Origin of the sequence: Actinoplanes sp. CA-252034, assembly GCF_050956125.1 — a bacterium.
Lineage (GTDB): Bacteria > Actinomycetota > Actinomycetes > Mycobacteriales > Micromonosporaceae > Actinoplanes.
Genome location: NZ_CP191846.1, coordinates 9001894 through 9024164, shown reverse-complemented (window position 1 = coordinate 9024164; position 22271 = coordinate 9001894). Strand labels below are relative to the sequence as shown.

Genomic DNA, 22271 nt, shown 5'->3' with positions numbered 1-22271 from the left:
AGCCATCGGGCCGCCCGACACGGCAGTATGCATGGGTGCGACGTACCCGGAATCTCATCGTGACGGCGGCCGCTCTCGGTATTCTGGGAGGCTCGGTCCTGGTGGCGAAGGGTCTCCTGGCCGACAGCGGCACCGCCGGCGGCAGCGGTGGTGGTGCGCTGGCAGGCGTCTTCCAGGACGAGCCGAAGGCTTCGCCCACCCCGACCGGCCCCAGTCCGGAGGAGCTCGCCGCGATCGAGCGCGCCAAACGGGTCAAGGCCCTCGACGCGGCGTTGAAGAAGTATGCGTCCGGCAAGCCCGAGTTCTCGGTCGCCGTCCTCGACCGCAAGACCGGCGAGACGTACGCCTACCGCGGCGACGAGAAGTACGAGACCGCCAGTGTCGTCAAGGTGCAGGTGCTGGCCTGTCTGCTGCTCACCGCCCAGGACGCCGACCGGAAGCTGACCGGCTCGGAGAAGGCCCTGGCGGACAAGATGATCCGGTTCAGCGACAACGACGCGACCACCTCGCTCTACGGCAAGGTCGGCCGGATCAACGGGCTGACCGCCTGCAACAAGCGCCTCGGCCTCACCCAGACCAAGGTCAGCAGCTCGTGGGGTCTCACCCGGACCACCGTGAAGGATCAGGTGGTCCTGCTCTCCCAACTGGTCGACGAGAAGAGCGAGCTGTCCGAGGCCTCCCGCGAGTACGCCCACAAGCTGATGAGCACGGTCGCCCCCGACCAGGACTGGGGTGTCCCGGCCGCCGCCGAGGACGGCGAGGACGCCACCGTCAAGAACGGCTGGCTGCAGCGCTCCTCCGAGAGCAACCTGTGGATCATCAACACGGTCGGTCAGATCACCGACGACGACACCGACGTGTCGATCGCCGTGCTGTCACACACCCACTCGACGATGCCGGCCGGGCAGAGCCTCGTGGAGAAGGTCGCCAAGCTCACCCGGACGCATCTGAAGTACTAGGCTTGCGCCGCTTGGCGAACCAGGTGATGGCCTGGTTGACCAGCAGGATCAGCACCACGGCCGCGAGCACGCCCTGCCACGGCTCTCCGAAGACCGACCCGCCGGCCAGCCCGATCGCGGCGTACACCACCGACCAGAGCACGCAGGCCGGCAGGTTGGCGACCACGAACGTGCGCCACGGGATCCCGGCGAACGCGGCGGCCAGCAGCACCGGCACCCGGCCGCCCGGGATCAGCCGGGACACCAGCAGCACCGGGACCTGCCGGGCCCGCAGCCGGTCCTTGACCCCGGTGAGGTGCTCCTCGTCGCGCAGCCAGCGCAGCCGCCGGGCCAGTCTCTCCCCACCGAGCCGGCACATCCCATACATCACCAGATCACCCAGGTAGGCCCCGGCCGCGCCGGATGCCACCACCACCGAGATCAGGTACGGATGTTCGTGGAACGCGAACGCAGCCGTCCCGCTGACCGCCGCTCCGGTCGGCACGATCGGCACGATCGCCCCGAACGCCACCACCAGGAGCAGCCAGGCCGAGCCGCTCAGCGTGCCCGTCACGGGCGCACGCCGAGGGTCTCGCCGTGGGCCAGCACCCGGACCCGGCTGTCCGGCGCCGTCTCCGCCGCGAACGCGGCGAACCGCGCGCCCGGCTCCTCGAACATGTCCCGGCGGACCCGGCCCATCCCGATCGGCCACAACGTCCCGTAGTGCACCGGCACCGCCCAGGCCGCCTTCACCCGGCGCAGCGCCTCGGCGGCGGCACGAGCGTCCAGATGGCCGTGGGAGGCCAGCGTGGGGCCCCAGCCGCCGACCGGGATGAGCGCCAGGTCCAGCGGCCCCAGATCGTGCATCTCGTCGAACAGGCCGGTGTCCCCCGCATACCACGTCCGGGCCGTGCCCTCGATGACGAAGCCGACCGCGGCGGCCCGTTCCCTCGACCAGGGGCCGCGGGCTCCGTCGTGTCTGGCGGGGACGGCTCTCACCCGTACCCCCTTGATGGCGGTCTCCTCGCCGGGCCCCAGCTCGACGCAGCGCCGGGCCGCCTCGGGTATCGCTCGCGCGGCGAACGCCGCGGCGCCGCGCGGCACCACCAGGACCGGCTCGCCGGGCACCGCCCGCAGCGACGCCACGTGGAAGTGGTCGGCGTGCAGGTGGGACAGCAGGATCGCGTCCGGCGCGCCGGGCAGGCGCGGTGAGGGACCGGCCATGCGCCGCAGGTGCGCGAGCCGCCCCGTGAGCACCGGATCGGTCAGCAGACTGACACCGGAGTCGGCGAGCCACACGGTGCTGTGCCCCCACCAGGTGACCTCGGTCGCGCTCACCGCCCCAAGGTACCCAGCCGCCGTGACGCGGATGGGTTCAGCGCTTGCTCAGGCGTCGCAGGGCCGACCCGCACGCGCGGGCGAAGGCGTGCTGGAACATCACCGCGACCGGGCCGGCCACCCGCATCAACCGGCCGGCCGGGCGGCTGAACGCGGTGACCGTGAGCCACACGTGGTCGTGCTCGTCCCGCTCGACCACGAACGCCTCCTCGCCGGTCGCCGGGTGGCCGGGCCGGGTGCCGTACGCGAATCCGATCCGGTCGCCCTCCTCGACGGTCCAGACCACCTCGCACGGGGCGCGCAGCGGCCCCAGCCCCACGGTGAGCAGCACCCCGGGCGCGGCCCTGCCGGAGTCGGCGCTGATCCGGGCGCCGATGGCCCGGTGCATGCGGAAGGTGAGGATCGCCTCGCCGGCACGGGCCAGTGTCTCTTCGCCGCCGCCGATCCGGGTCCGGTGGCGTAGATGGCGGTAGCCGGACGGCAGCTGTCCGGTCCGGGTGGATCCGACATGTGGATAGGTAACTTCGGTCACTCGTGCAGTGTGCCCCGACCGGGCCGTCGAGTCGCCGCCGTGACATGACTCCGGCACACTGAGCGGCGTGACTGGACCCCGCTGCGCCGTCGTGATGAACCCCACCAAGGTGGCCGATCCCGATCAACTGCGCCGCACCGTCGACCAGGGGCTGGCACGCGCCGGGTGGCCCGCTGCCAGTTGGTATGAGACCACCCCGGAGGACCCCGGACGCGGCCAGGCCAAGAGGGCCGTCGCCGAGGGTGCCGAGCTGGTCTTCGCGTGCGGCGGTGACGGCACCGTGACCGCCGTCGTCACCGCCCTCGCCGGTACGGATGTGGCCCTCGCCGTCCTGCCCGCCGGCACCGGCAACCTGCTGGCCGCCAATCTGGGCCTCGGCACCGACCCGGCCACCGGCCTGGAGGTGGCGCTGGAGGGCGGCCGCCGGCGCATCGACGTCGGCGTGATCGACGACCGGTGCTTCGTGGTGATGGCCGGGATGGGCTTCGACGCACAGATGCTCGAGGACACCTCGGAGAAGGCGAAGAAGCGGATCGGCTGGCTGGCCTACGTCGGAGGCGCCGCGCAGCACCTGCTGGACCGCCCGATGCGGGTGCGGATCCGGCTGGACGGCGGCCCGCCGATGCCCCGCCGCCCGGCCGCGGTGATCGTCGGCAACGTCGGCCGGCTGCAGGGCGGCGTCCGGCTGCTCAGCAAGGCCGAGCCGGACGACGGCAAGTTCGACGTGGCCATCCTCAGCCCCACCAACCTGGCCCACTGGGCGGCGCTGGCCTGGGCGGTGGTGAGCCGCCGGGAGCGGGTGCCGCTGATGGAGACCTACACCGCATCCCGGGTTGAGATCTACAGTAACCGGGCACAGGCGCGTCAGCTCGACGGTGACAACATCGCCCCGGGCAAGGTCATGAAGATCCATCTGAGGCCGAAGGCGCTGTTGCTCTGCGTTCCCCAGCCGGACGTCGATCCGGACCTGGCCCACGACGCCGGAGAGGTGGCCCGGCGCGCCAAGGAGAGGGAGAAGGCTTGAGCAGCACCCAGCCGGTCCCGGAGACCCGGATGATGCCGGGTGACAAGCTGTCCGCCGACGACGCGTTCCTCGCGCTGCGGCACTACGGGCGCTGGCCGCTGCTGCACGACGCGTTCGTGCGGTTCCGCTACGGCGACGGATTCAGTCACTCCCGGGCGTTCGCGTTCCAGCTGTGCCTGGCCATCGTCCCGTTCCTGATCGCCCTCTCCGGTCTCGCCACCGATCTGGGCGTGGAGGACGGCGGCCGGATCGTCGCGGACACCGTCATCGCGCTGACCCCGGGAGCCAGCGAGCCGCTGGTCACCGAGTTGCTGATGGACGACGACCGTACCGAGGAGGCCGGCGAGCTGGCCCTCGGCCTCGGTCTGATCACCGGCCTGTTCGCGCTGACCAGCGCCATGGCGCAGATCGAGCGCGGTGCCAACCGCATCTACGGGGTGGAACGCGACCGGCCGGCCCTGCCCAAGTACCTGCGGGCCGCGGTGCTGGCGGTGGTCGCCGGCCTGCCCGCGCTCTTCGGGTTCCTGCTGCTGGTGGCCGGGCGGGATGCCGGCAACTCGGCACAGGAGCATCTCGGGCTGAGCCACGGCGTGCGGGTGGCATGGGACGTGGTGCGGTGGCCGCTGAGCCTGGTGCTGATCGTCTTCGCGGTCGGCCTACTGTTCCGGCACTCGGTGCGGCGCAACCAGCCGGCCCTGTCCTGGCTGCTGTTCGGCGCCGTGGTCTCCACTGTGCTGTGGTGGCTGGCGAGCCTGCTCCTGGCCGGGTACATCCGATTCAGTGACGGGTTCGGGGCCACCTACGGCGCCCTGACCGCGATCATGGCGCTGCTGCTGTGGGCCAACCTGACCGGGATCGCGCTCTTCCTCGGCCTGGCCTTCGCCGCCCAGCTGGAGGCCCGGCGGGTCGGTGTGCGGCGGCCCGCGCTGGAGGACCGCTGGGAGCCGGACCCGGAACCGGAGGTCCCCGCCCAACGTGAACCCGGTGTACCGGCGGAGCCCACCGGGTAAGAACGGCGCACCTCTCCAGGACGAATCAGGAGTACGCCGTGACCGAGAAGCGAGCCCGCTGGGCGCCGGTAAGACATTTCGCCGAGCGCAGCGTGCTGGGGCTGGCCGTTGTGACCGCGATCGGGCTGGCCTTCGGCATTCTGCTGACGCTCGTCCGGTTCCACTGGCAGCCGTTGCTCGGCCTGGACCGGTCGGTGGCCGACGGGCTGAACGACTGGGCGTCGAGTTCGGACACGACCGTCGCGATCCTGCAGCAGATCGCCTCGTTCGGCGGCCGGGGCTTCATGATCCCGCTGGTGGCCCTGCTGGTCGCCGTCCTGCTGATCCGGCGGCGTCCGCGTCCGGCGCTCTACCTGGTGGTCACCGGGGCCGGAGCGCTCATCATGGACCCGTCGCTGAAGGCGCTGATCGGACGGCTGCGGCCGGTGGTCGAGGCGCCGGTGGCGTCCGCGCCGGGCAACAGCTTCCCCAGCGGGCACGCGCTCGGCTCGATGGTCGTCTACGGGATGATCGTGCTGGTCTTCCTCCCGGCGATGCGACGGCGGTGGCGGCCCTGGTTCATCGGGCTGGCCGCGGTCATCGTCGCGGCGGTCGGGTTCACCCGGATCGCCCTGGGTGTGCACTTCCTGTCCGACGTGGTCGGTGGGTGGCTGCTCGGGGTGGCCTGGATCAGCGTCACGGCGTACGCCTTCCGGATCTGGCGCCGCGAGGCGGGCCGCCCGGTGCCGTCGCTCACCGACGGCCTGGAGCCGGAGGCCGGCCCGGACCTGCGTCCCGCGCCCGCCGAGGAGGCGGTCCTGCCGCACCCGTGGGCCAAGGGCGCCGAGATCCTCGTCGGCTGGGTGTTCGTCTTCGGCCTGCTCTACCTGGTCGGATACTCGGTGAACCGCTGGGAGCCCTCCTTCGACGACGGCTTCGTGCGCTGGCTGCAGACCTTCCGCACGCCCTCGCTCGACGACCTGAGCTGGCTGGCCAGCAAGGCCGGCGACACCCACGCCATCCTGATCATCTCGCTGTTCTTCTGCCCGCTGGCGCTGGCCCTGTGGCGGCAGTGGCGGCCGATCCTGTTCCTGGCCCTGGCCATGACGGGTGAGCTGACCCTCTTCCTCTGCGCGGCGGCCTCGGTCGGCCGGGCGCGCCCGTCGGCCGAGCAGCTCGACGGTCAGATGCCGACGTCGTCGTTCCCGTCGGGGCACATCGCCGCGACCATGTGCCTCTGGGCGGCCATCGCGATCATCGTGATGGCCCGGGTCCGGCAGCCGTGGCGCTGGATCTTCCCGGCCCTCGCCGTGATCATGCCGGCCGTCGTGGCGCTCTCCCGCATGTACCGCGGCATGCACCACCCCACCGACGTGCTCGGCGCCACCCTGCTGACGGTCGGCTGGCTGACCGTCCTCTGGTTCACGGTCCGCCCGAATGCGCACGCCGAGACCGCCTCCGAGGCGGCCGCCGAGGCCGAGCAGGCCACCCGCCGACCGGTGGCCGTCGGATGACGCTGCGGCTGATGACCTGGAACATCAAGAACGGCGGCGGCGACCGCCTCCCGGCGATCGTCCAGGTCATCCACCGCGAACAGCCCGACGTTCTCTGCCTGCAGGAACTTCAAAAATTCCGGAGGTACGGTCCACGCCTGCACCATTTGGCGCAAGAGGCGGGCATGACCGTTCACCTCGCACCGGCCGGGTTCGCCCAGCCGGTCGCGATCCTGGTGCGCCCGTCCCGGCGGATCCTGCGTCGCTCGGCGATCCGCTGGCGGCTGCACCACGCGGCGGCGGTCGCGGTCGTCGAGACCACGGCCGGCCCGTTGACCGTGGTCAGCGCCCACCTCAACCCGTTCTCCCCGTACCGCCGCTACCGCGAGGCCCGCTGGCTGTCCGCCCGCTACGGCTCACCCCGCCGGATGGCACTGATCGCCGGTGACATGAACGGCCTCGACCCCGACGGCGACCACAGTGCCGCGCTCGGCGAGGTGCACTCGCTCTTCCAGCAGCGGCACCTCGCCCCGGACGGCACGCCGGACACCCGTGCGCTGGCCGCGTTCCGAACGGCCGGGTTCACCGACCTCTGGGCCGCCGTGGGAGAGGGCGACGGCCGTACCGTCCCGACCGGTTTCGCCGGCCGCGAGTTCGGTGCCATGCGCCTGGACTACCTGCTGGCCACCGCACCGCTGGCGGCCCGGGCCGAGCGGGCGTGGGTGGTCCGCGACGAGACCACCGACCAGGCCTCCGACCACTATCCGGTCCGCGCCGACGTGGACCTCTAACCTCGCGGTATGACGATCGAGTTCCCGTCGCCGACGACTCCGGCCGCGAACCGTGCCGAGGTGTTCACCCGCTACCTCGACCACTTCCGGGAGAGCCTGCTGACGAAGGCGGCCACGCTGCCCGAGGCGGACCTGCGCGCAAGCCGCCTGCCGTCCGGCTGGACCCCGCTGGAGCTGGTCAAACACCTGCGCCACGTGGAACGGCGCTGGATCGAGTGGGGCTTCGAGGGCAGAGCGGTTCCCGACCCGTGGGCCGACCACCGTGACGACCGCTGGCACGTCGAGGAGTCGGAGACCCTGGCCGGGCTCACGGCGGAGCTGCGGGCCCAGGGCCGGCACACCGCCGCGGCGATCGCCGCGAACGACCTGGACACGGTCGGCGCGCCCGGCCCGCGCTGGTCCGGCGCCGACCCGGCGACCCTGGAGCGGGTCTGCTTCCACCTGCTCCAGGAGTACGCCCGTCACCTCGGCCACCTGGACGTCGTCGTCGAGCTGGCCGGAGGCCCCACCGGCGAGTGAGCTTCCGTCTGGAGACCTCGGGCGCCGCTTGGCGGCGCCGTCTCACGGTGATCGAGGAGTCGCCGGCGCCGTCTCTCGGTGATCGAGACGGCGCCGAGGGTCGGGACGGGATTCAGCCGGCGACGATCCGATCGCGGCCGGAGCGCTTGGCGGCGTACAGGTTGCGGTCGGCGGAGGACAACAGCGCGGAGAACGTGCTCCGGCCCTCCGGCGCCGTGGTGATCCCGATACTGGTGGTCACCGGCAGCGTCCCGGTGATCGGCTCCCAGCCGTGCGCCCGGATCCGCAGCCGCAGCCGTTCGCAGCGGGTGGCCGCCTCCTCGGCGTCCACCCCCGGGAAGACCAGCAGGAACTCTTCCCCGCCCATCCGGGCCGCGAACGCCGCCCCGGACACCGCCTCCTCCAGCAGCTCGGCCACGTGTTGCAACACGGTGTCGCCGGTGGCGTGTGACAGGGTGTCGTTGACCCGTTTGAAGTGGTCCAGGTCCATGATCGCCAGCGACACCGGACGACGACGGCCGGCCGACTCCAGCAGCAGGGCCGGCATGCGCTCGTTGACGTACCGCCGGTTGTAGAGGCCGGTCAGCGCGTCGCGGTGGGCCATCTCCTTGAAGTGCTCGCTGGCCCGGCGGGCCTCGTTGGCCTCGAAGACCGCCTGCAGGGCACGGGCCCGGGCGTCGCGCTGCACCGACTGGAGCGCGGTGGCGGCGGCGTGGAAGGCGCGGTGCTCCTCGTACGCCTCGGCGAACCGGCCGGTGTCGGCGAAGAGGGCGGCCTGCTCCTGACGGGCACGGGCGCCGATCCCGGCCAGGCCCCGTTCGGCGCACACCGCCCGGGTCGCGTCCAGGGCCTCCTGCGCGGCCTCGTACCGGCCGGCCAGACGACGGGCCTGGGAGAGGGTGAGCTGGCACTCGGCGACCGCGTCGCCCTCGGTCGCGGCGACCAGCTCGGCCAGCACCGGGGAGAGCAGCTCCTCGACCGCGTCGTAGCGGCCGCCCATCAGCTCGACCTGCGCCATCGTGTCCAGCTCGTTGGCGGTGAACCGGAACCCGACACGCGCCTGGAGCTCACGCATCTGCTCGACCAGCATCCGGGCCTCGGGCTCGTCGCCGACCTCCACGGCGGTGTACGCCATGTTGTTCAGGATCGACGACATCACCTCGAAGTCGCCGGCCTCGGCGGCGTACGTCAGCGCCTCCCGGGCCCGGCGTTTGCCCTCGACGTGCGTTCCGGTGTCGTCGAGCGAGACCGAGAGCGTCATCAGGTGCCGGGCCCGCAGGCTGGGCGGCACGTCCTCGGTCAGGAAAGAGACGCTCTGCACCGCATGGGTCAGCGCGTCGGAGAAGTCGCCCACGGCACGGTAGAAGACCGACAGCTCACGATGGGCGCGGGCCAGCAGGCGGCGATCCTCGTTCTGCTCGGCCCAGACACGTACCCGGTGGGCCAGCTGACCGCCGTCGCCGGTCTGTCCCTGCCGCAGCAGCACCAGCGCCTGCAGGAGCATCGTGCGATGGACCACCTCCTCGGCGCCCAGCTCGGTCGCGCGCTGCCGCAGCTCAGCCGTGGGTTCCCAGAGTGTCCGGAACGCGGACGGGGGCCTCGCCTCGAGCTCCGCCGTGGCTGCCACGAGGGCACGGAGCTCCTCGTGAGGCCCGGTAGGGGCACGGCTCGCCGTTTCCGTCGTCACTGTTCCTGCTTTCCTGTCGCCGCCGTGACGACCCACGCTCCGGTGCCCCGGTAGCTTTCCGGGTCGCGCCGGGTTGCGGATCGGTTGCGGACCTCCGGTGGTGGTCCGGGCCCCCGCCGCCGCCCGCCCGGCCGGTGGCGCGGCTCGTCCCGCCGGCGTGCTGACGCGGTCGGCGGTGCGGCTTGTCGCGGGGCCGGGCCGGTGGGATGTGGCTCGTCGCGGTGGCGCGGTCGGTGGTGCGGCCTCTCTCGGTGGCCGAGTCAGCGGGGTGCGGCTTGTCGCGGTGCCCGGGTCAGCGGGGTGCGGCTTGTCACGGTGGCCGAGTCAGCGGGGTGCGGCTTGTCACGGTGGCCGGGTCGGTGGGTGGGTGGGCGGGTGGTCTGGGCGCGGGTCGTCGCGGTGAGTCGTCACCGCTTGGTGCACACCGGCGCGGCGGCCGCGATCTGCTGCCCGTCGCCGCGGACCGCGACCGTGATGCAGTAGTCGTAGCGCTCACTGAGGCTGTAGACGACGTAGTCGGTCGCCCCGGCCGGCAGCTCCGCTACGGTGACCGGCGGCCGGTCCGAGCGGGCCACCGTGATCAGCACCTCGCCGTCGGCGTCGCGCGGGTAGTCCCACTGCAGCGACACGCTCGGACCCTCGTCGCGGATCCGGACGTTCTGTGGGGAGCCCGGCTCGGAGGTCGTGGTCAGTGCCTTGGCGCCGGTCGTGGTGGTGGCCGGCGGCTCCGGGGTGGTCGCACCGTCGGCGCCGGGCAGCGTCAGGATCACCACCGCCGCGGCGGCCGCGACCCCTCCGGCCAGGCCTGTCGCGAGCAGCAGCGGATGCCCGACCCGGGAGCGCCCGGCCGCCGGCAGTCGCCGCGAGTTCGGCGGATCGGTGAGTGTGCTGGCCCGGGCTGTGCCGACCGGCAGGGGCCGACCGTCCTCGCCGTAGTCGGGCGCCCGGTTACCCGGCAGCGGGGGCGGGGTGTCGGCGCGTGCGTGCCGGCCGGTCGGGTCGCCGGGAAGCCGGTGTACGTCACTGAGATACAGGGGCTGCTGGTAGACGGTTCCATTGGGATCGGTGGGCCGATTGTCAGCCGGCATCTCGTCGTCCAGCCAGTCCAGATCGTCGTCATCCGGCTGACCGACGGCCGGAGGACCGCCTGGGTGGCGGTCCGCCGGGGCGCCGCCTGGGTGGCGGTCCCCAGGGGAACCGGCTGGGTGGCGGTCCGCCGGGGGACCGGCTGGATGACGGTCTGCCGGGGAACCGGCTGGATGACGGTCGGCTGGAGGGCTGCTCGGGTGGCGCTCGACCGGAGGTCCGGTTGGGTGACGGTCGGAGGGGGGTCCGCTTGGGTCGTGGTCGATCGGGGGACCGGCTGGATGGCGGTCAGGTGCGGGACCGCGCGGGCGACGGTCTGTCGGAGGGCGGCCCGGCGAACGGCCCGATGGGGGACCGTCCGGGCGGCGACCCGGTGGAGGTTCGCCGGGCGAGCGGCCCGCCTCGTAGCCGCTCGGGAAGCGGGCCGGATCGTCCGCGCTCGGATAGACGGTGCCGTTCGGGTCGGTGGGCCGGTCGTCGGGCGGCGGCTGGCCGGGCGCGTGGGCCGGGAACGCCGCCGGGCGGGAGCCGGCCGGGTCGGTGACGGTGGGGCGCCGCGGGAACGGGCGGAACGGCCGGTCACCGGTGTCCCGCCGCCCGCAGGTGTGCCGGCCCGACGGCTTGCCGGCGACCAGCGCGGCGGCCTGCCGGGCCAGCGGGTGATCGGCCGCCAGGTGGCGGGTGCTGAGCTCGCTCGCCAGCGCCAGGTGCTCGGCCGACTCGGCCTCCAGACCGCACTCGCGCTCCATCGCCCCCAGGCGGGCCAGCATCTTGATCCCGGCGGGCGCGGCGTCACCGTGCACCCGGCTGTGCCGCCGCCAGGCCCGGGCCAGCCGGGCCCGGGCGGTCGCGCAGTGCCCGGCGGCGTGCTCGGCGGTGGCCAGGTCGGCTTCGGCGGCGAGCACCCGTGGCGAGTCCGGCCCCTCGATCGCGGCGAGCTCCCCGACCAGGTCGTGATAGACCGAGGACGCCCGGCCGTGCTGGCCGATCCGCTGGAGCACCGCGGCGTGCATGGCGGCCGCCGCGATGGTGCGCTCGTCGCGGGAGCCGTGCAGGCGCTCCTCGGCCGAGTGCGCGAAGGCGGCCCAGAGCCGCGCCGACTCCGGGTCGCCGAGGGCGATCAGGACGCGGGCGTGCAGGGCGGCGGCGACGGCCAGGTCGGCGGTGGCGCGGCGGGGATCGGCGTCGGCGGTCCGTAGGACGTCGTCGAGAACGGCCCGGGCGCCCGCGAGGTCGCCGGCCGACGTCAGGCTCTGCGCCTGGGCGGTGAGTGCAGCGAGCGGAGGGGCCATGTATCCCATAGTGCTCACGTGACCACCATGGGTACAAGTTTCCGGTACCGAAGTGGACAGGTGTAGAAACACGTTGTGTCCCCGATTGCGACTGTCAAACGTGAGCTCCTCGTCCGCCACCTGCAGGCTTGGGCGGCCGGTGCGCTTCATCACGCCCGCCGCGCCACCTATGTGCACGGCTATGCCGACGGCGACGGGGGAGCGGCGGCCGAGGCGGCCGTGCGGGTCCTGACCGATCTGCCCGGCCTCGCCCGCGGGCGGGAGCTGTCCATGGTGGCGGTCGGCGGCGACGTCACCGAGGTGGGCCCGCGGCTCGGCGCGGCGCAACGGGAGGCGGGCGGCGCGGCCGGGCTCACGGTGCTTCCGGTCGGGGGCGGGACGGACGAGCGGCTTCCGGTCGCGCTGAAAGCGGCCGGCGCGTCACGCGTACCACTGATGGGTTTTCTCGATGCGACGTCGGCGGGGGAGCCGCCCGCGGTGAGCACCGTCGGGGCGCTGACGGCCGGGAAACCGGCCGAGGTGCTGCTGGCGTTGCCGCCCGGCAGCCCTGTCGACCCCTATCGGGTTCTGGGATTTCCGCTGGTCACGGCGGCCGAGTTGGCGACCGGGCCGGAGCCCGGCGAGATGGTGGTCTTCGCCACCACCTCGGGGCGGAGTCTGGAGAGCTTCAAGGAGGCGCTCTGGGCGGTCGACGAGTTCGCGGGGGTACGACTACGCGATCCCGCCGATCCCGAGCGGCATCTGATCGACATCTCGCTGAGCCCGCACCCCGGTCCACTGCGGCGGGAGTTGCTGGCGCATCTGGAGCGGGTGGGCGAGGCCACGGTGACCGAGTTGCGCACTTTCGCGCTCACCGAAACCGTGTATCGCGCGGCCGACGCCACCCGGGTCCTGCACACGCTGATCGACACCGGCGCCGTCGCCCGCGAGCCGGCACATGGCCGGCTCGGCGGCGACGTCGTTGTCCGCCTTTAGCGCGAGCGGCTCTTGTCCTGCTTCCACGACAGCGGGCCGGGCAGGTCGACGCGGTGGGCGCGGGTCTTGGAGTTCCACGACCAACGGCCGATCTTCAAACTCCACGAGGAGTAGCCGTTCTCGGTGAAGTTCAGGACCAGCGGACCGATCTTCTTCCGGCTGCGGTAAACGATGCCCATCGGAACCTCTCCCATCTCGTTTCTGATGGTCGAGACGATTCCCGATGGCGCCGATTTACAAACGTCAGCGTGGCTGCCAGGCGTCCGGCCTGGTGGTGAGCTTGCGGACGTGCGCCGGCATCCGCCCGCTGATCAGCTCGGCGAGGCTCACCTCGTCGACCACCTCGCGGACCGCGGCCCGCACCGCCACCCAGAGGTTCGGCAGGTTCTCGGCGGCACCGGTGTACTGAGTCTCCTCCGGACGGAGGCCGCGCACCCCGGCCAGCGGACCGTCCACGGCCCGCAGGATCTGGCCGATGGTCACGTCGCGAGGTGGGTGCGACAGTGTGTAACCGCCCTCGGCGCCGCGTTGTGCCCGAACCACGCCGGCGCGGCGCAGGTCGGCGAGCACTGCCTCGAGGAACTTTCGGGGCATCTCTTGGTCTTGGGCAATGGCCTGGGCGGACATCAGTGCGGGGTAAGCCTGCGCCAAACTGAGGGCGGCCCGGACCGCGTAGTCACCGCGCGCGGAGATCTGCACCTGACTATCATGCCCCGCCCGCGCATCCCGGATGCACATGCCCCAGGGAGTTGTGGGAATTCACCGTCAGTGAGCCTCCCTAGACCTGGCGTCGACCCCAGCCTCGCGGCTGCCGCCCCGCGCCGGGTGTCTCGGTCTTCGCGTCTCCCGGACCGGTAAGGGGCGTTCCGGTCAGGGTCTGCTCAGCCGGTGCCGGGTGTTCCGGTCCGCGCCGAGCCGGATGACGCTCAGTCGATGGGACGTCGCTGACCGGGTATGCCCCGTCCGGCCCGGCCGGGTACCGCCCACGGAACTGTCCCGGACTCAGCCCGGTCTCCCGGTGGAAGAAGCGCCCGAAGTTGGTCGGCTCCCCGAAACCCAGGATCCGGCCCACCTCGGCGACCGACAGCGGCGTCGCGGCGAGCAGGCGCCGGGCCTGCAGAGCGACCCGGTCGTCGACCACCTGCTTGGCCGTCCGGCCGGTCAGGGCGAGGCTGGCCCGTGTCAGGGTGCGCACCGAGCAGCCCAGCTCGGCCGCGTAGTCCTCGACCCGCCGGGTGTGCGGATAGCCCTCCTCCAGCCGGCGCTGGAACCGCTCGAAGGTCCGGCCCTCGACGTGACCGGCCGGGTCGACGGCCGGCTCCGCCGCCCGCAGGCGCAGCAGCACCGCGGCCAGCTGATGTCGCAGCAGGGCGGCCGCGACCGTGCCGGGCGGGCCGTCGGCGTCCGCGGTCAGGTGGGCGAAGGCGGACCGGAGCACGTCCGGGCCGGGTAGGGACAGCGGCCGGGTGGCGGGCCCGGCCGGATCGTCCGGCGCCAGGCCCGGCAGTTCCTCCGGCCCGAACAGCCCGGGCCGGAAGATGATCGTGGCCGTGTCGCCGGGCGGCTCGCCGAACCGCACGGCCTGCCCCGGACGGATCCAGAGTGCCGTGCCCGGGCCGCAGAGGTGCTCGGTGAAATCCACCTCGGCGACGAGTGGGCCGGTGCCGGCGAGCACCAGAGCGTGACTGTCCAGCAGGGCGGTGGCGGCGTCGGGCGCCACCGGCAGGGCGCAGCCGCCGATCCCCGACCAGTCCGGTGGGAGACGGGTGGGTGCCGGCTCGGTGTGTTGAATGAGTGCTGACATCGCGCCTGACGGTAGTCGTCGATGGATACTTACGCATCCACTAGCGCACCGACTGAGGTAAATGTCCGATTTCCAGCTCGGTATTCGCTATACGTCCGATTCCGATTCCTTTTCGGAGATCGATTATTTTTCCGGCTATAAAGGGCGACCCGCACGGACCGGCAGTGTCCGTGCGGGTCGCCCTGACTCGCTGATGTCGCCGTCGGCTAGCGTCCCGCCAGCAGCCGGTTGACCGCCGCGTCGACGTCCAGATGGTCGGACTCGCGCCCGCGGGGCACCACCACGTAGGTGCGCCGCAGGAAGCGGACCAGGACGCTGCGCGGCACCTCGAACAGCGCGTTCCCGTCCGGCGACGAGAGGGCGAGCGCGACGAAATCGCCCCGCGGCGTGGCCCACGGCCACACCCGGACGTCGCCGATCCCGGCCGGCTCGTCGAGCCCGGTCACGAGGAGCTCCCGCGCGAAGGACCAGCTCACGGCTTCCCCACCGGCTGATTCTGCGTGGAACAACACGTGAACTGCATACGGGTCGGCTGGGTCGTACCGCAGACTGGCGCGTACCGGCAGTGCCGTCGCGTCAGGCGCTACGAGCCGCAGCGAGGTTTCGACCTCGACGGTCGTTGGACGAATGGTACTCATGGACGAACTCCCCCCGGCACCGCTGCGAGGCTGGTGAACCCCGCGGTTCCCATACTCAGGTGATCCTTGTAGTTACGCTCCGCCATACGCTGATCTCACCCAGTAGTGGGAAGGCGGTTCCGAAAACCCTTCCGCGCAGGACGTAAAGCGATATCTTGTCCTGTTCTGCCCATGTACTCGGTTCCGCCCGGCGTCAGTGGTCCAGCAGTTGACTTACTCCGGTAACGTCCATTCCTCCCGGGTAGTGACGGGGCTCCCGGACACTGGGGGATGAAATGGACCTAAAACCGGACGACGGGGTTCTCAGACGTGCGTGTGCTTGACCGTATTCGGTCCAACTCCACCGGCCGCCTGGCTCTCAAGGTCGGCGTCGGTATCGTCGGCGGCCTGGTCGTCGCCATCGGCATCATCCTGATCCCGTTCCCCGGCCCCGGCTGGGCGATCGTGATCCTCGGCCTGGCGATTCTCGCCATCGAGTTCCACTGGGCCCGCGGAGTGCTCGCCTTCACCAAGCGGCACGTGCAGAGCTGGACCCACTGGATCGCCCGTCAGTCCCTGCCGCTGCGCGCCCTCATCGGCCTGGTCGGCATGGTCTTCATCAGCGCGGTCGTCTGGGCCAGCGTCAAGATCAGCCTGCACATCGACCTGTTCCAGATCAGTCTGGACTGGTTGCGCGCCCGCTGACCCCCTGGTTCGCAAACCGGTGGTGGCGTCTAGTAGAGTTCCATCTCGTTGAGGGCGATTAGCTCAGCGGGAGAGCGCTCCGTTCACACCGGAGAGGTCACTGGTTCGATCCCAGTATCGCCCACGAGTATTCCTAGCTGCGAAGACGCTCGGCCTTGTGATCCACTTGGCCGGGCGTTTTGTCATGCTTGTGGGAGCATATGGGGAGCAGCGCCTTGACTCCCGAGGGCGGCTCCTCCGAGGAAGCTCGCTGACCGGAATGTCGAACAGCGCTCAACAGCGCTGCGGGGCTTCCAAGCTCCTCGTGCGGCGGTGACCACTCCTGTCACCACAACGTGCTCTGCGAAGTGGTCAGGTGCCTCGCCGGGTAGCGCCGCATGGTGCCGCATGCAGTCCAGTGGCGTTCAAGAGCGTCGCCCCGGCTGCCTCGGCTGCGATGGACGGCTGTTTCCCGCCCACGCTGGCTGACCCCCTCTGCTGGGTGACTGTAGGGGTCAGTCTTGGGCGAACAGAGCTGCTCGGAATGGCGATCATGGTGCGCGCCGCGTGATCGGACGGAATCGTGCGATCCAGGTGCCATTCACAGTTCGAGGCTGGTCCGAGGCCGCCGGAGCGGTCCCGAACCAGCCGCGAAGGCCTGCTCGTGTCAGCGGCGGTAGGTGCGTTTGGCCGTGTACTTGACGTTGCCGGCCTTGTCGTAGGCGCGGAGGTGGACGGTGAACGTCTTGCCGTACTTCTTCGGGTTGATCGTGAAGCTGTAGGCGGCTCGAGTGTCAGTGGCGACGACCTTGCCGTTGACGAGCAACTGGACCCGGGTGATGCCGTACCGGTCGGCCGCGGCGGTGGTGACCTTGAAGGTCTTGGTGACCTTGGCTTTGTTCTTCGGAGCCTGGGTGTACTTGATCGCCGGTGCGGTGTTGTCGACGGTGATCGGGCGGCGGAGGGTGGTGACGTTGCCGGCTTTGTCGAGGACGTCGATCTGTAGGGTGCGGCGTCCGTCGGCGACGTTGCGGGTGTCGATGCGTACGGCCCAGGGTGCGCGGTGCGTGTAGACGAGGTTGATGTAGCCGCTCATGTAGATGACGCCGGTGGCGTCCTTGGCGCTGGTGAGGGTGGTGGTGAAGGTGCCGCGGACGTAGGCACCGGCGGCGGGGCTGAACGTGACGGCGGGGCCGTCGTTGTCGACGGTGACGGTGCGGGTGTGTTCGGCCATGTTGCCGACGGTGTCGTAGGAGCGGACCGTCATGGTGGCCGGGCCGTTGACCGCCGCGGGATCGAAGGGCAGGGCGATGGCGCCGAGGCCGTTGCAGCAGATCGATCGGTCGGTGCGGATCAGCTTGCCGTTGACCCAGAGTTCGACGCGGTCGACCGCGGACACGTCTTCCGAGCCGATGTAGATGCGGCCGTTGCGGTTGACGTAGCCGTCGACGTGCTCGTATCCGACGTCCAGCGTGGGTGGGGTGCGGTCGACGTAGGCGTACACCTTGCTGGTGCCGATGTTGCCGAGACTGTCGTAGGTCTTCGACCTGAGGGTGACCAGGCCGTCGGGGCCGGTGGTGTCCCAGGTGACGGTCCACGGGGCGGTGGTGGTGGAGTCGATCACCTTGTCGTTGAGCAACAGGTCGACGCGGGTGACCAGGTCGAGGTCCATCGGCGGCGACAGGGTGAAGTCGAACTCCTGAACGCCGTTGAAGGTGTTCAGCTTGTTGCGCTGCATGTCGTCGGGCCACGGGAACGAGGCGGTGGCGCCCTGGTTGAGGGTCCGCACGGTCACCGTCTCACTGCGCGTCTCGACTCCCTGAGAGTCGAAGACTCCGAGCTGAAGCGGCTTGTCACCGTCGGATCTGCCGCTCGTGTTCCACGACAGCGACCATGGCGCCGTGTTGTCCGTGGCGACAGGCTCGCCGTGGACGTACAGCACGACCCGTTTGGCGTCGACGCCCTCGGCGAGGGTCGGAGTGATGATCACGGTCTTGTTGATGCGCTGTCCCGGGGCCAGGCCCAGGTCGATGACCGGCGACGCGGCCGCGTAGGCCGGTGTCAGGGCGGTCCCTGCGAGGAGTGCCGTGGTCAGCGCCAGCAATGCCACAGCGGATCGCGATGTCCGTCGCACGTGTCCCCCGAAGATCGATGTGCCGCACATCGTAAGTTGTCGAAGTGTCACCGATCCGCCGGCTATACCTGCGTCCCGCAGCGAGTTCCGAAATTGTTGGCGAGCGGCTCATCGTGTGACTGACGTCATGTCGAGCCGGCCAGGCTGTCCGATCTTGAAGTGGCAACTCCTGGTGCTAAACACTGAGTCCACTTCGCCGGCAGCGGAGCGGTGCACCGAGAGTGGTGAAGTAGTGGCTCACCGGGCCGGACCTGGACAGGGCCGGCCCGGTGAGATGGGGCTCAGCCGAGTGCCTTGGTGCCGGTCCAGTCTCTGCCGTCGGTGACGAGTGCGATCTTCCGTCCAGCGCCCTGTGCAGTGGCTCCACCGGGGTAGTACCAGACGGTGTCGTCGGTTTTGACGACCCAGATGTCGGGTGGGCTGCCGGCGGTGTCGGCATTCGGGGTTCCGGCGATCAGGCGGATGTTGGCGCTGTCCCAGGTGGTACTGCTGTAGGCAGTGTCTTTTCCAGCGCCTGAGGCCGCGGCGGTCGCGAGGGAATTGAGATCGGTTCCGGCGCCAGCCTTCCTGCCGTTACGCAGGAGCAGTGCGCCGGTGGATGCGCGGTAGACGAGGTCGGCTGCGCCGTCGTTATTGTGGTCGCCCAAGGTGACGAGGGTGCGTCCGCTCCATTCGGTACTGACCTTGACGGCGCGGGATACGCGGGCGCCGGTGTAGCCGAGCAGGGCCCAGAGCTCGTTGCCGGTGATGACGAGCAGGTCGGGATTGCGGTCGCCGTCGATGTCGCCGACGGACAGCACTTGGGTGTAGGTGCCGGGGTCGGGGCTGCCGGCCGGCAGGGTGAGGGCAATGCGTTTGGCGACGTCGATGCTGCCGAGGCCGGTGCCTGGGTAGATCCAGAGTTTCTTGTCGGGCAGGCGGGCGATGAGGTCGGTGAGGCCGTCGCCGGCCCAGTAGTCGCCGTTGTGGGTCAGCAGCGCGCCGGTCCAGTAGCCATCGGGGACGTTCGGGGCGGCGCTGAGAGGCTGGTTGATGTCGCCGTTCCCGTCGGAGGCGTACATCTCGAGGTTGTTGTCCTGGTCGAGGGCGAACAGGTCGGGGAACTTGTCGCCGGTGGTGTCGCCGGGCCCGTCGAGGGTGTTGTTGGGGGCGACGTAGAACAGGTAGGTGGTGACGTTGGACTGGTTCTTGGCTTTGTCCTCAGCTTTGACGTAGAGGAGGTTGGGGCCGGCGTGGGGTGGTGTCACGCCGGGCGTTGTGACGGTGTCGTTGGAGGCGACGGTCTTGTCGACGGAGACTGAGCTGGTGAAGCCCGGTGCCTCGAAGCTGTAGACGTAGCGGGTGGTGTCAGCGCCACCGCCGGAGAAGGTGAAGGTGCCGGCGGTGCCCAGCGGGGTCTTCCAGTTCTGGTCGTCGCCCTCGTCACCGTCGGGGAAGGCGACGGAGGTGACCCGTGGTGGGCTGGGTTTGCTGCGGTCGATGGTGATGCCGCAGGTGACGCTGTTTGCCGACTTGATGTTCTCGGTGTCGACGGCATAGGTGTTCCACAGGTAGGTGCCGGTGGTGAAGCTGCTGCCCTTGACGCCGTGTTCGATGCGGCCGATCGTGGCGTTGGTCGCGTCTTTCTTGACGGTGATGTCGGCGTCGACGACCTTGGTGTTGGTGTTGCTTTGCAGCCAGATGGTGAGGTGGATGGCTTTCAGGTTGCTGTCCGGGTCGGTGGCCTTGGCTTTGAAGGTCAGGTCGGTGATGCCCACAACCGGGTAGGGCGTCTTGGCGGCGCAGCTGGTCAGCGGTAGCGACTGCAGGTCGACGGGGGTGGTTGGTTTGCGGTTGTAGCCGACGCTCAGCACGGCGTCGTCGGTGAACTTTTTCCAGCCCTTGGTGTCGGTTTCGCTACCGGCTTGGATCTTGAAAGTGATGTCGGACCAGTTCGGGTTGGCCGTGTTGGCGGTCCTGGCGGCGTTCATGGCGTCGAAGGCCACTTCATGATCGTCGCAGGACGAGTTGTAGCCGTAGGCGACTTTGATGGTGTCCTGCAGGTCGCGTTGGGTCGGTTGTTTGTTCCAGGTGGTAGAGCTGGAGATGCCGTCGGTGCGGTAGAGCTTGACGTCGGTTTTGGTGCATGACCAGGAGTGTGTCTCGCGGATCCGGAACGTCGCGGAGTTCAGGTCGACGTCGTTGAGGTCCCAGTTGATGCGGAAGTAGGAACGCTGGGTCTGACCGGTCTGCGACTCGTAGCCGGCCCGCGCTTCCTTGGTACCGCCGTTGTATCCCTTGCCGTTCCAGAACGCCGACGTCGGGTGCTGTTTGCTCACCAGCGTCCAGGCGTTGCTGTGGCCGTGAAACGACGGGTCGATGAAGACCGGGTAGACGGTTTCGGGGGCGTCGAGGAGTTCAGCCGACGGCCGCAGAGTCAGCTTGTCGCCGGCGAAAGCCGCACCCACGATCGCCTCACGGGCGCCATCGAGTGGCCCGTCAACGGCGACCAGGGTGTTCAGATCGGTGAGGCCGTCGGCGAAGCCAGAGGTGCTCTCCTGCGTGGACGTTCCGGCGGAGTCCCACATGAACGGTGTCGGTGCGGCGACGATCTCGGTCCCGGCACCGTCGACGCCGCGGATCGCGCCGCTGTCGGCCAGCGAGAACCGCAGCGTGTCCGACTGCAGGCGGTAGTTCAGTTCACGCAGTTCCGGGCTTTGTGCCGCGGCCAGGCTGCGAACGATGAGGACCTGGGTGAAGCCGTCTGCCTCGGTGGTGATCAGCAGATCCACCTCAGGCAGCACGTTGCGGTACAGGGCACGGTTGCCGGACACTTCCGCCGCGCCGGTGAACTCATCCAGCCAGCTCAAGGCGAAGCTGTGCTCGTCGGTCGTCATCCGCACCAGTTCGCGGCTCGGCTGGTCGGGCTCTGCCGTCAGGATGGGGCCGCCACCGCCTTGGCCGCCGGTGCCCGTGGTCGGCGACGGTGACGTGGCTACCTCCGCTGCGGCGGGGATAGTGATCTTGCTAACTGTGGAGCGAGTGGTCCACGAGTCACCGGCGTGGTCGAGGACCGGGTCGATGGGCGCCCACCGGCCGTACGTGCGAGCCCGGACGGGTTTGGCCGCCATGTCCCGGGTCAGGGTGCCGTCCGGGTGGGCGTAGGTGGTGTTCGTCTCGGTGTTCTCGGCGGAGACTTCCACCGGTTGACCGGTCGAACGGGCCTGGGCGATGGCGGCGGGTACGTCGACCGGCTGCTGTGGAGCAGCGATGGCCGGAGCGTCTCCGGCCTGGTCAGAACCGCCTCTGGTCAGGGCGATCGTTCCGCCGACCACGAGAACGAGTGTCGTCGCTCCGGCTATCCATGCCTTCTTGCGATGGCTTGTCCACCGGCCCCGTGTGCTGGTCACCGTCCCACCTATCTGCCCCGACCGCGGCCTCGGCTTCTTGCTGCGGGGGAAGCGCGCCGGCGTGGTCCAGACAGCACCGAACGACGGCATGCGTACGTCAGGCCCCCGTTTCGCTGACGCGCGGGCAAGATCTTCGCACAGCGATCACTGTATGTGAATGCGTCTTGCCTCTGGGGATTGATCAACGGCATACTGCCCCAGCTTCCACGTCACGTGACATTGTTCGGGGGGAATACGTGTCCAGGTGGGGTTCGACGACGCCTGCCCGCTTATTGGGCGGACTCCGGCGCGGTGTCAGCTTCGGGATACTGGCGCTGGCGCCAGTGATGATGGTGCAGCAGCCGGTCTGGGCCGACGGACGACCGTCACGGGTCAATGTGGAGCTGCCGGATCTGCAGGAGATCGCGAAGGTCGCGGGCGCTGATAGCGACGGCTCGTTCACCGTTCCGCCGGTGCCGTCCACGCAGGACGAGTACGCGCTGTCCGCGGATCGGACCGTACCGCCGACCGGTGGGACCGGGCAGGTCGTGGTGCAGGCGCCCGGGGCTACGCCTTCGGCGGCGGCGAGGTTCGCTTCGGCCAGCGCCGCTCCAGCGCAGGTCGGATCCCTCCCGGTCTATCTGGAGCCTGTGGCTTCTACGACCTCCGGTGCGTCGACCGCGAAGGCACGGGCAGCGGCGGCAGCGGAGCCTGAGTCGACGACCTGGCAGGTCACGGTCTCCGATAGGCAGGAGACCGAGGATCGCGGCATCGACGGCATGCTGATGACTCTCGCTCCGGTGTCAGGTCCCGCCAACCCGGTCAGGGTCAGCGTCGACTACTCCACCTTCGAGCAGCTCTACGGCGCTGACTGGGGTTCACGGCTGCGGATCGTGCGGTTACCCGACTGCTTCTTGACGACCCCCGACGACGAGGGCTGCTCCGACCCCATCGACATCGACTCGGCTAACGACCTGCCCGGCGACACCGTCGCCGCGGT

19 protein-coding genes and 1 tRNA gene are annotated in these 22271 nt (G+C 70.3%); 9 read left to right on the top strand and 11 right to left on the bottom strand.

Going from position 1 to position 22271, the window contains the following annotated elements; translation table 11 throughout:
* Positions 1-35 precede the first annotated feature (35 nt).
* Positions 36-959, top strand: a complete 924-nt coding sequence (locus ACQPZW_RS40775; RefSeq protein ID WP_433791387.1) for a serine hydrolase — start codon at positions 36-38, stop codon at positions 957-959.
* On the opposite strand, the gene ACQPZW_RS40770 is transcribed toward ACQPZW_RS40775, so the two are convergent.
* From ACQPZW_RS40770 to ACQPZW_RS40760, 3 genes are read right to left on the bottom strand one after another with little or no spacing between them, the layout of a single operon-like run.
* Entirely contained in the window at positions 934-1512 is a 579-nt protein-coding gene (locus ACQPZW_RS40770; protein WP_433791386.1) for a DedA family protein, read from the bottom strand. The two genes, ACQPZW_RS40775 and ACQPZW_RS40770, sit on opposite strands and share 26 nt — an antisense overlap.
* Positions 1509-2276 (bottom strand): MBL fold metallo-hydrolase, encoded by a 768-nt coding sequence (locus ACQPZW_RS40765; RefSeq protein ID WP_433791385.1) that lies wholly within the window; start codon positions 2274-2276, stop codon positions 1509-1511. The genes ACQPZW_RS40770 and ACQPZW_RS40765 overlap by 4 nt, the downstream gene beginning before the upstream one ends.
* A 37-nt stretch (positions 2277-2313) precedes the next feature.
* Positions 2314-2808, bottom strand: a complete 495-nt coding sequence (locus ACQPZW_RS40760; RefSeq protein WP_433791384.1) for a DUF1990 family protein — start codon at positions 2806-2808, stop codon at positions 2314-2316.
* Positions 2809-2902: 94 nt separating this feature from the next.
* Between ACQPZW_RS40760 and ACQPZW_RS40755 the strand changes: the two genes are divergently transcribed.
* Genes ACQPZW_RS40755 through ACQPZW_RS40735 form a run of 5 tightly spaced genes read left to right on the top strand, consistent with a single transcriptional unit; the run spans position 2903 to position 7624 of the window.
* Complete coding sequence (locus tag ACQPZW_RS40755; protein WP_433797760.1) at positions 2903-3832, top strand: diacylglycerol/lipid kinase family protein; 930 nt, start codon at positions 2903-2905, stop codon at positions 3830-3832.
* Positions 3829-4842, top strand: coding sequence for a YihY/virulence factor BrkB family protein (locus tag ACQPZW_RS40750; RefSeq protein WP_433791383.1), 1014 nt, complete (start codon positions 3829-3831; stop codon positions 4840-4842). The genes ACQPZW_RS40755 and ACQPZW_RS40750 overlap by 4 nt, the downstream gene beginning before the upstream one ends.
* A gap of 38 nt (positions 4843-4880) precedes the next feature.
* Complete coding sequence (locus tag ACQPZW_RS40745) at positions 4881-6335, top strand: phosphatase PAP2 family protein (RefSeq protein ID WP_433791382.1); 1455 nt, start codon at positions 4881-4883, stop codon at positions 6333-6335.
* Between the two features lie 11 nt (positions 6336-6346).
* Entirely contained in the window at positions 6347-7105 is a 759-nt protein-coding gene (locus tag ACQPZW_RS40740) for an endonuclease/exonuclease/phosphatase family protein (protein WP_433797759.1), read from the top strand.
* Between the two features lie 9 nt (positions 7106-7114).
* Positions 7115-7624 (top strand): DUF664 domain-containing protein, encoded by a 510-nt coding sequence (locus ACQPZW_RS40735; protein WP_433791381.1) that lies wholly within the window; start codon positions 7115-7117, stop codon positions 7622-7624.
* A 112-nt stretch (positions 7625-7736) separates the two neighbouring features.
* Here ACQPZW_RS40735 and ACQPZW_RS40730 read toward each other — a convergent pair whose 3' ends face one another.
* Complete coding sequence (locus tag ACQPZW_RS40730) at positions 7737-9251, bottom strand: diguanylate cyclase (RefSeq protein WP_433791380.1); 1515 nt, start codon at positions 9249-9251, stop codon at positions 7737-7739.
* A gap of 467 nt (positions 9252-9718) precedes the next feature.
* Positions 9719-11689: a hypothetical protein gene (locus ACQPZW_RS40725; protein ID WP_433791379.1), complete on the bottom strand. Its 1971-nt coding sequence runs from the start codon at positions 11687-11689 to the stop codon at positions 9719-9721.
* A gap of 75 nt (positions 11690-11764) precedes the next feature.
* Here ACQPZW_RS40725 and ACQPZW_RS40720 point away from each other — a divergent pair, with 75 nt between their 5' ends.
* Positions 11765-12664, top strand: coding sequence for a hypothetical protein (locus ACQPZW_RS40720; RefSeq protein ID WP_433791378.1), 900 nt, complete (start codon positions 11765-11767; stop codon positions 12662-12664).
* On the opposite strand, the gene ACQPZW_RS40715 is transcribed toward ACQPZW_RS40720, so the two are convergent.
* The 4 genes from ACQPZW_RS40715 to ACQPZW_RS40700 form a co-directional block, all read right to left on the bottom strand.
* The gene (locus tag ACQPZW_RS40715; protein ID WP_043522949.1) at positions 12661-12843 is read right to left on the bottom strand and encodes a DUF4236 domain-containing protein; all 183 of its coding nucleotides are present in this window, start codon (positions 12841-12843) and stop codon (positions 12661-12663) included. The genes ACQPZW_RS40720 and ACQPZW_RS40715 overlap by 4 nt on opposite strands.
* 64 nt (positions 12844-12907) lie before the next feature.
* Complete coding sequence (locus ACQPZW_RS40710; RefSeq protein ID WP_433791377.1) at positions 12908-13402, bottom strand: RrF2 family transcriptional regulator; 495 nt, start codon at positions 13400-13402, stop codon at positions 12908-12910.
* A 40-nt stretch (positions 13403-13442) separates the two neighbouring features.
* Positions 13443-14468, bottom strand: coding sequence for a helix-turn-helix domain-containing protein (locus ACQPZW_RS40705; RefSeq protein ID WP_433791376.1), 1026 nt, complete (start codon positions 14466-14468; stop codon positions 13443-13445).
* Positions 14469-14674: 206 nt separating this feature from the next.
* Entirely contained in the window at positions 14675-15106 is a 432-nt protein-coding gene (locus ACQPZW_RS40700; protein WP_014446635.1) for an SsgA family sporulation/cell division regulator, read from the bottom strand.
* Positions 15107-15415: 309 nt separating this feature from the next.
* Between ACQPZW_RS40700 and ACQPZW_RS40695 the strand changes: the two genes are divergently transcribed.
* Positions 15416-15790, top strand: coding sequence for a TIGR02611 family protein (locus ACQPZW_RS40695; protein ID WP_433791375.1), 375 nt, complete (start codon positions 15416-15418; stop codon positions 15788-15790).
* A 52-nt stretch (positions 15791-15842) separates the two neighbouring features.
* Positions 15843-15914 (top strand) — tRNA-Val (locus ACQPZW_RS40690).
* 522 nt (positions 15915-16436) lie between these two features.
* Here the strand turns inward: ACQPZW_RS40690 and ACQPZW_RS40685 are convergent.
* Together ACQPZW_RS40685 and ACQPZW_RS40680 are read right to left on the bottom strand one after the other, a co-directional pair.
* A complete protein-coding gene (locus tag ACQPZW_RS40685) occupies positions 16437-17879 on the bottom strand; it encodes an Ig-like domain-containing protein (protein WP_433791374.1) in 1443 nt (480 codons plus the stop codon).
* Positions 17880-18184: 305 nt separating this feature from the next.
* Positions 18185-21292, bottom strand: a complete 3108-nt coding sequence (locus ACQPZW_RS40680; RefSeq protein WP_433791373.1) for a hypothetical protein — start codon at positions 21290-21292, stop codon at positions 18185-18187.
* Positions 21293-22271 lie beyond the last annotated feature (979 nt).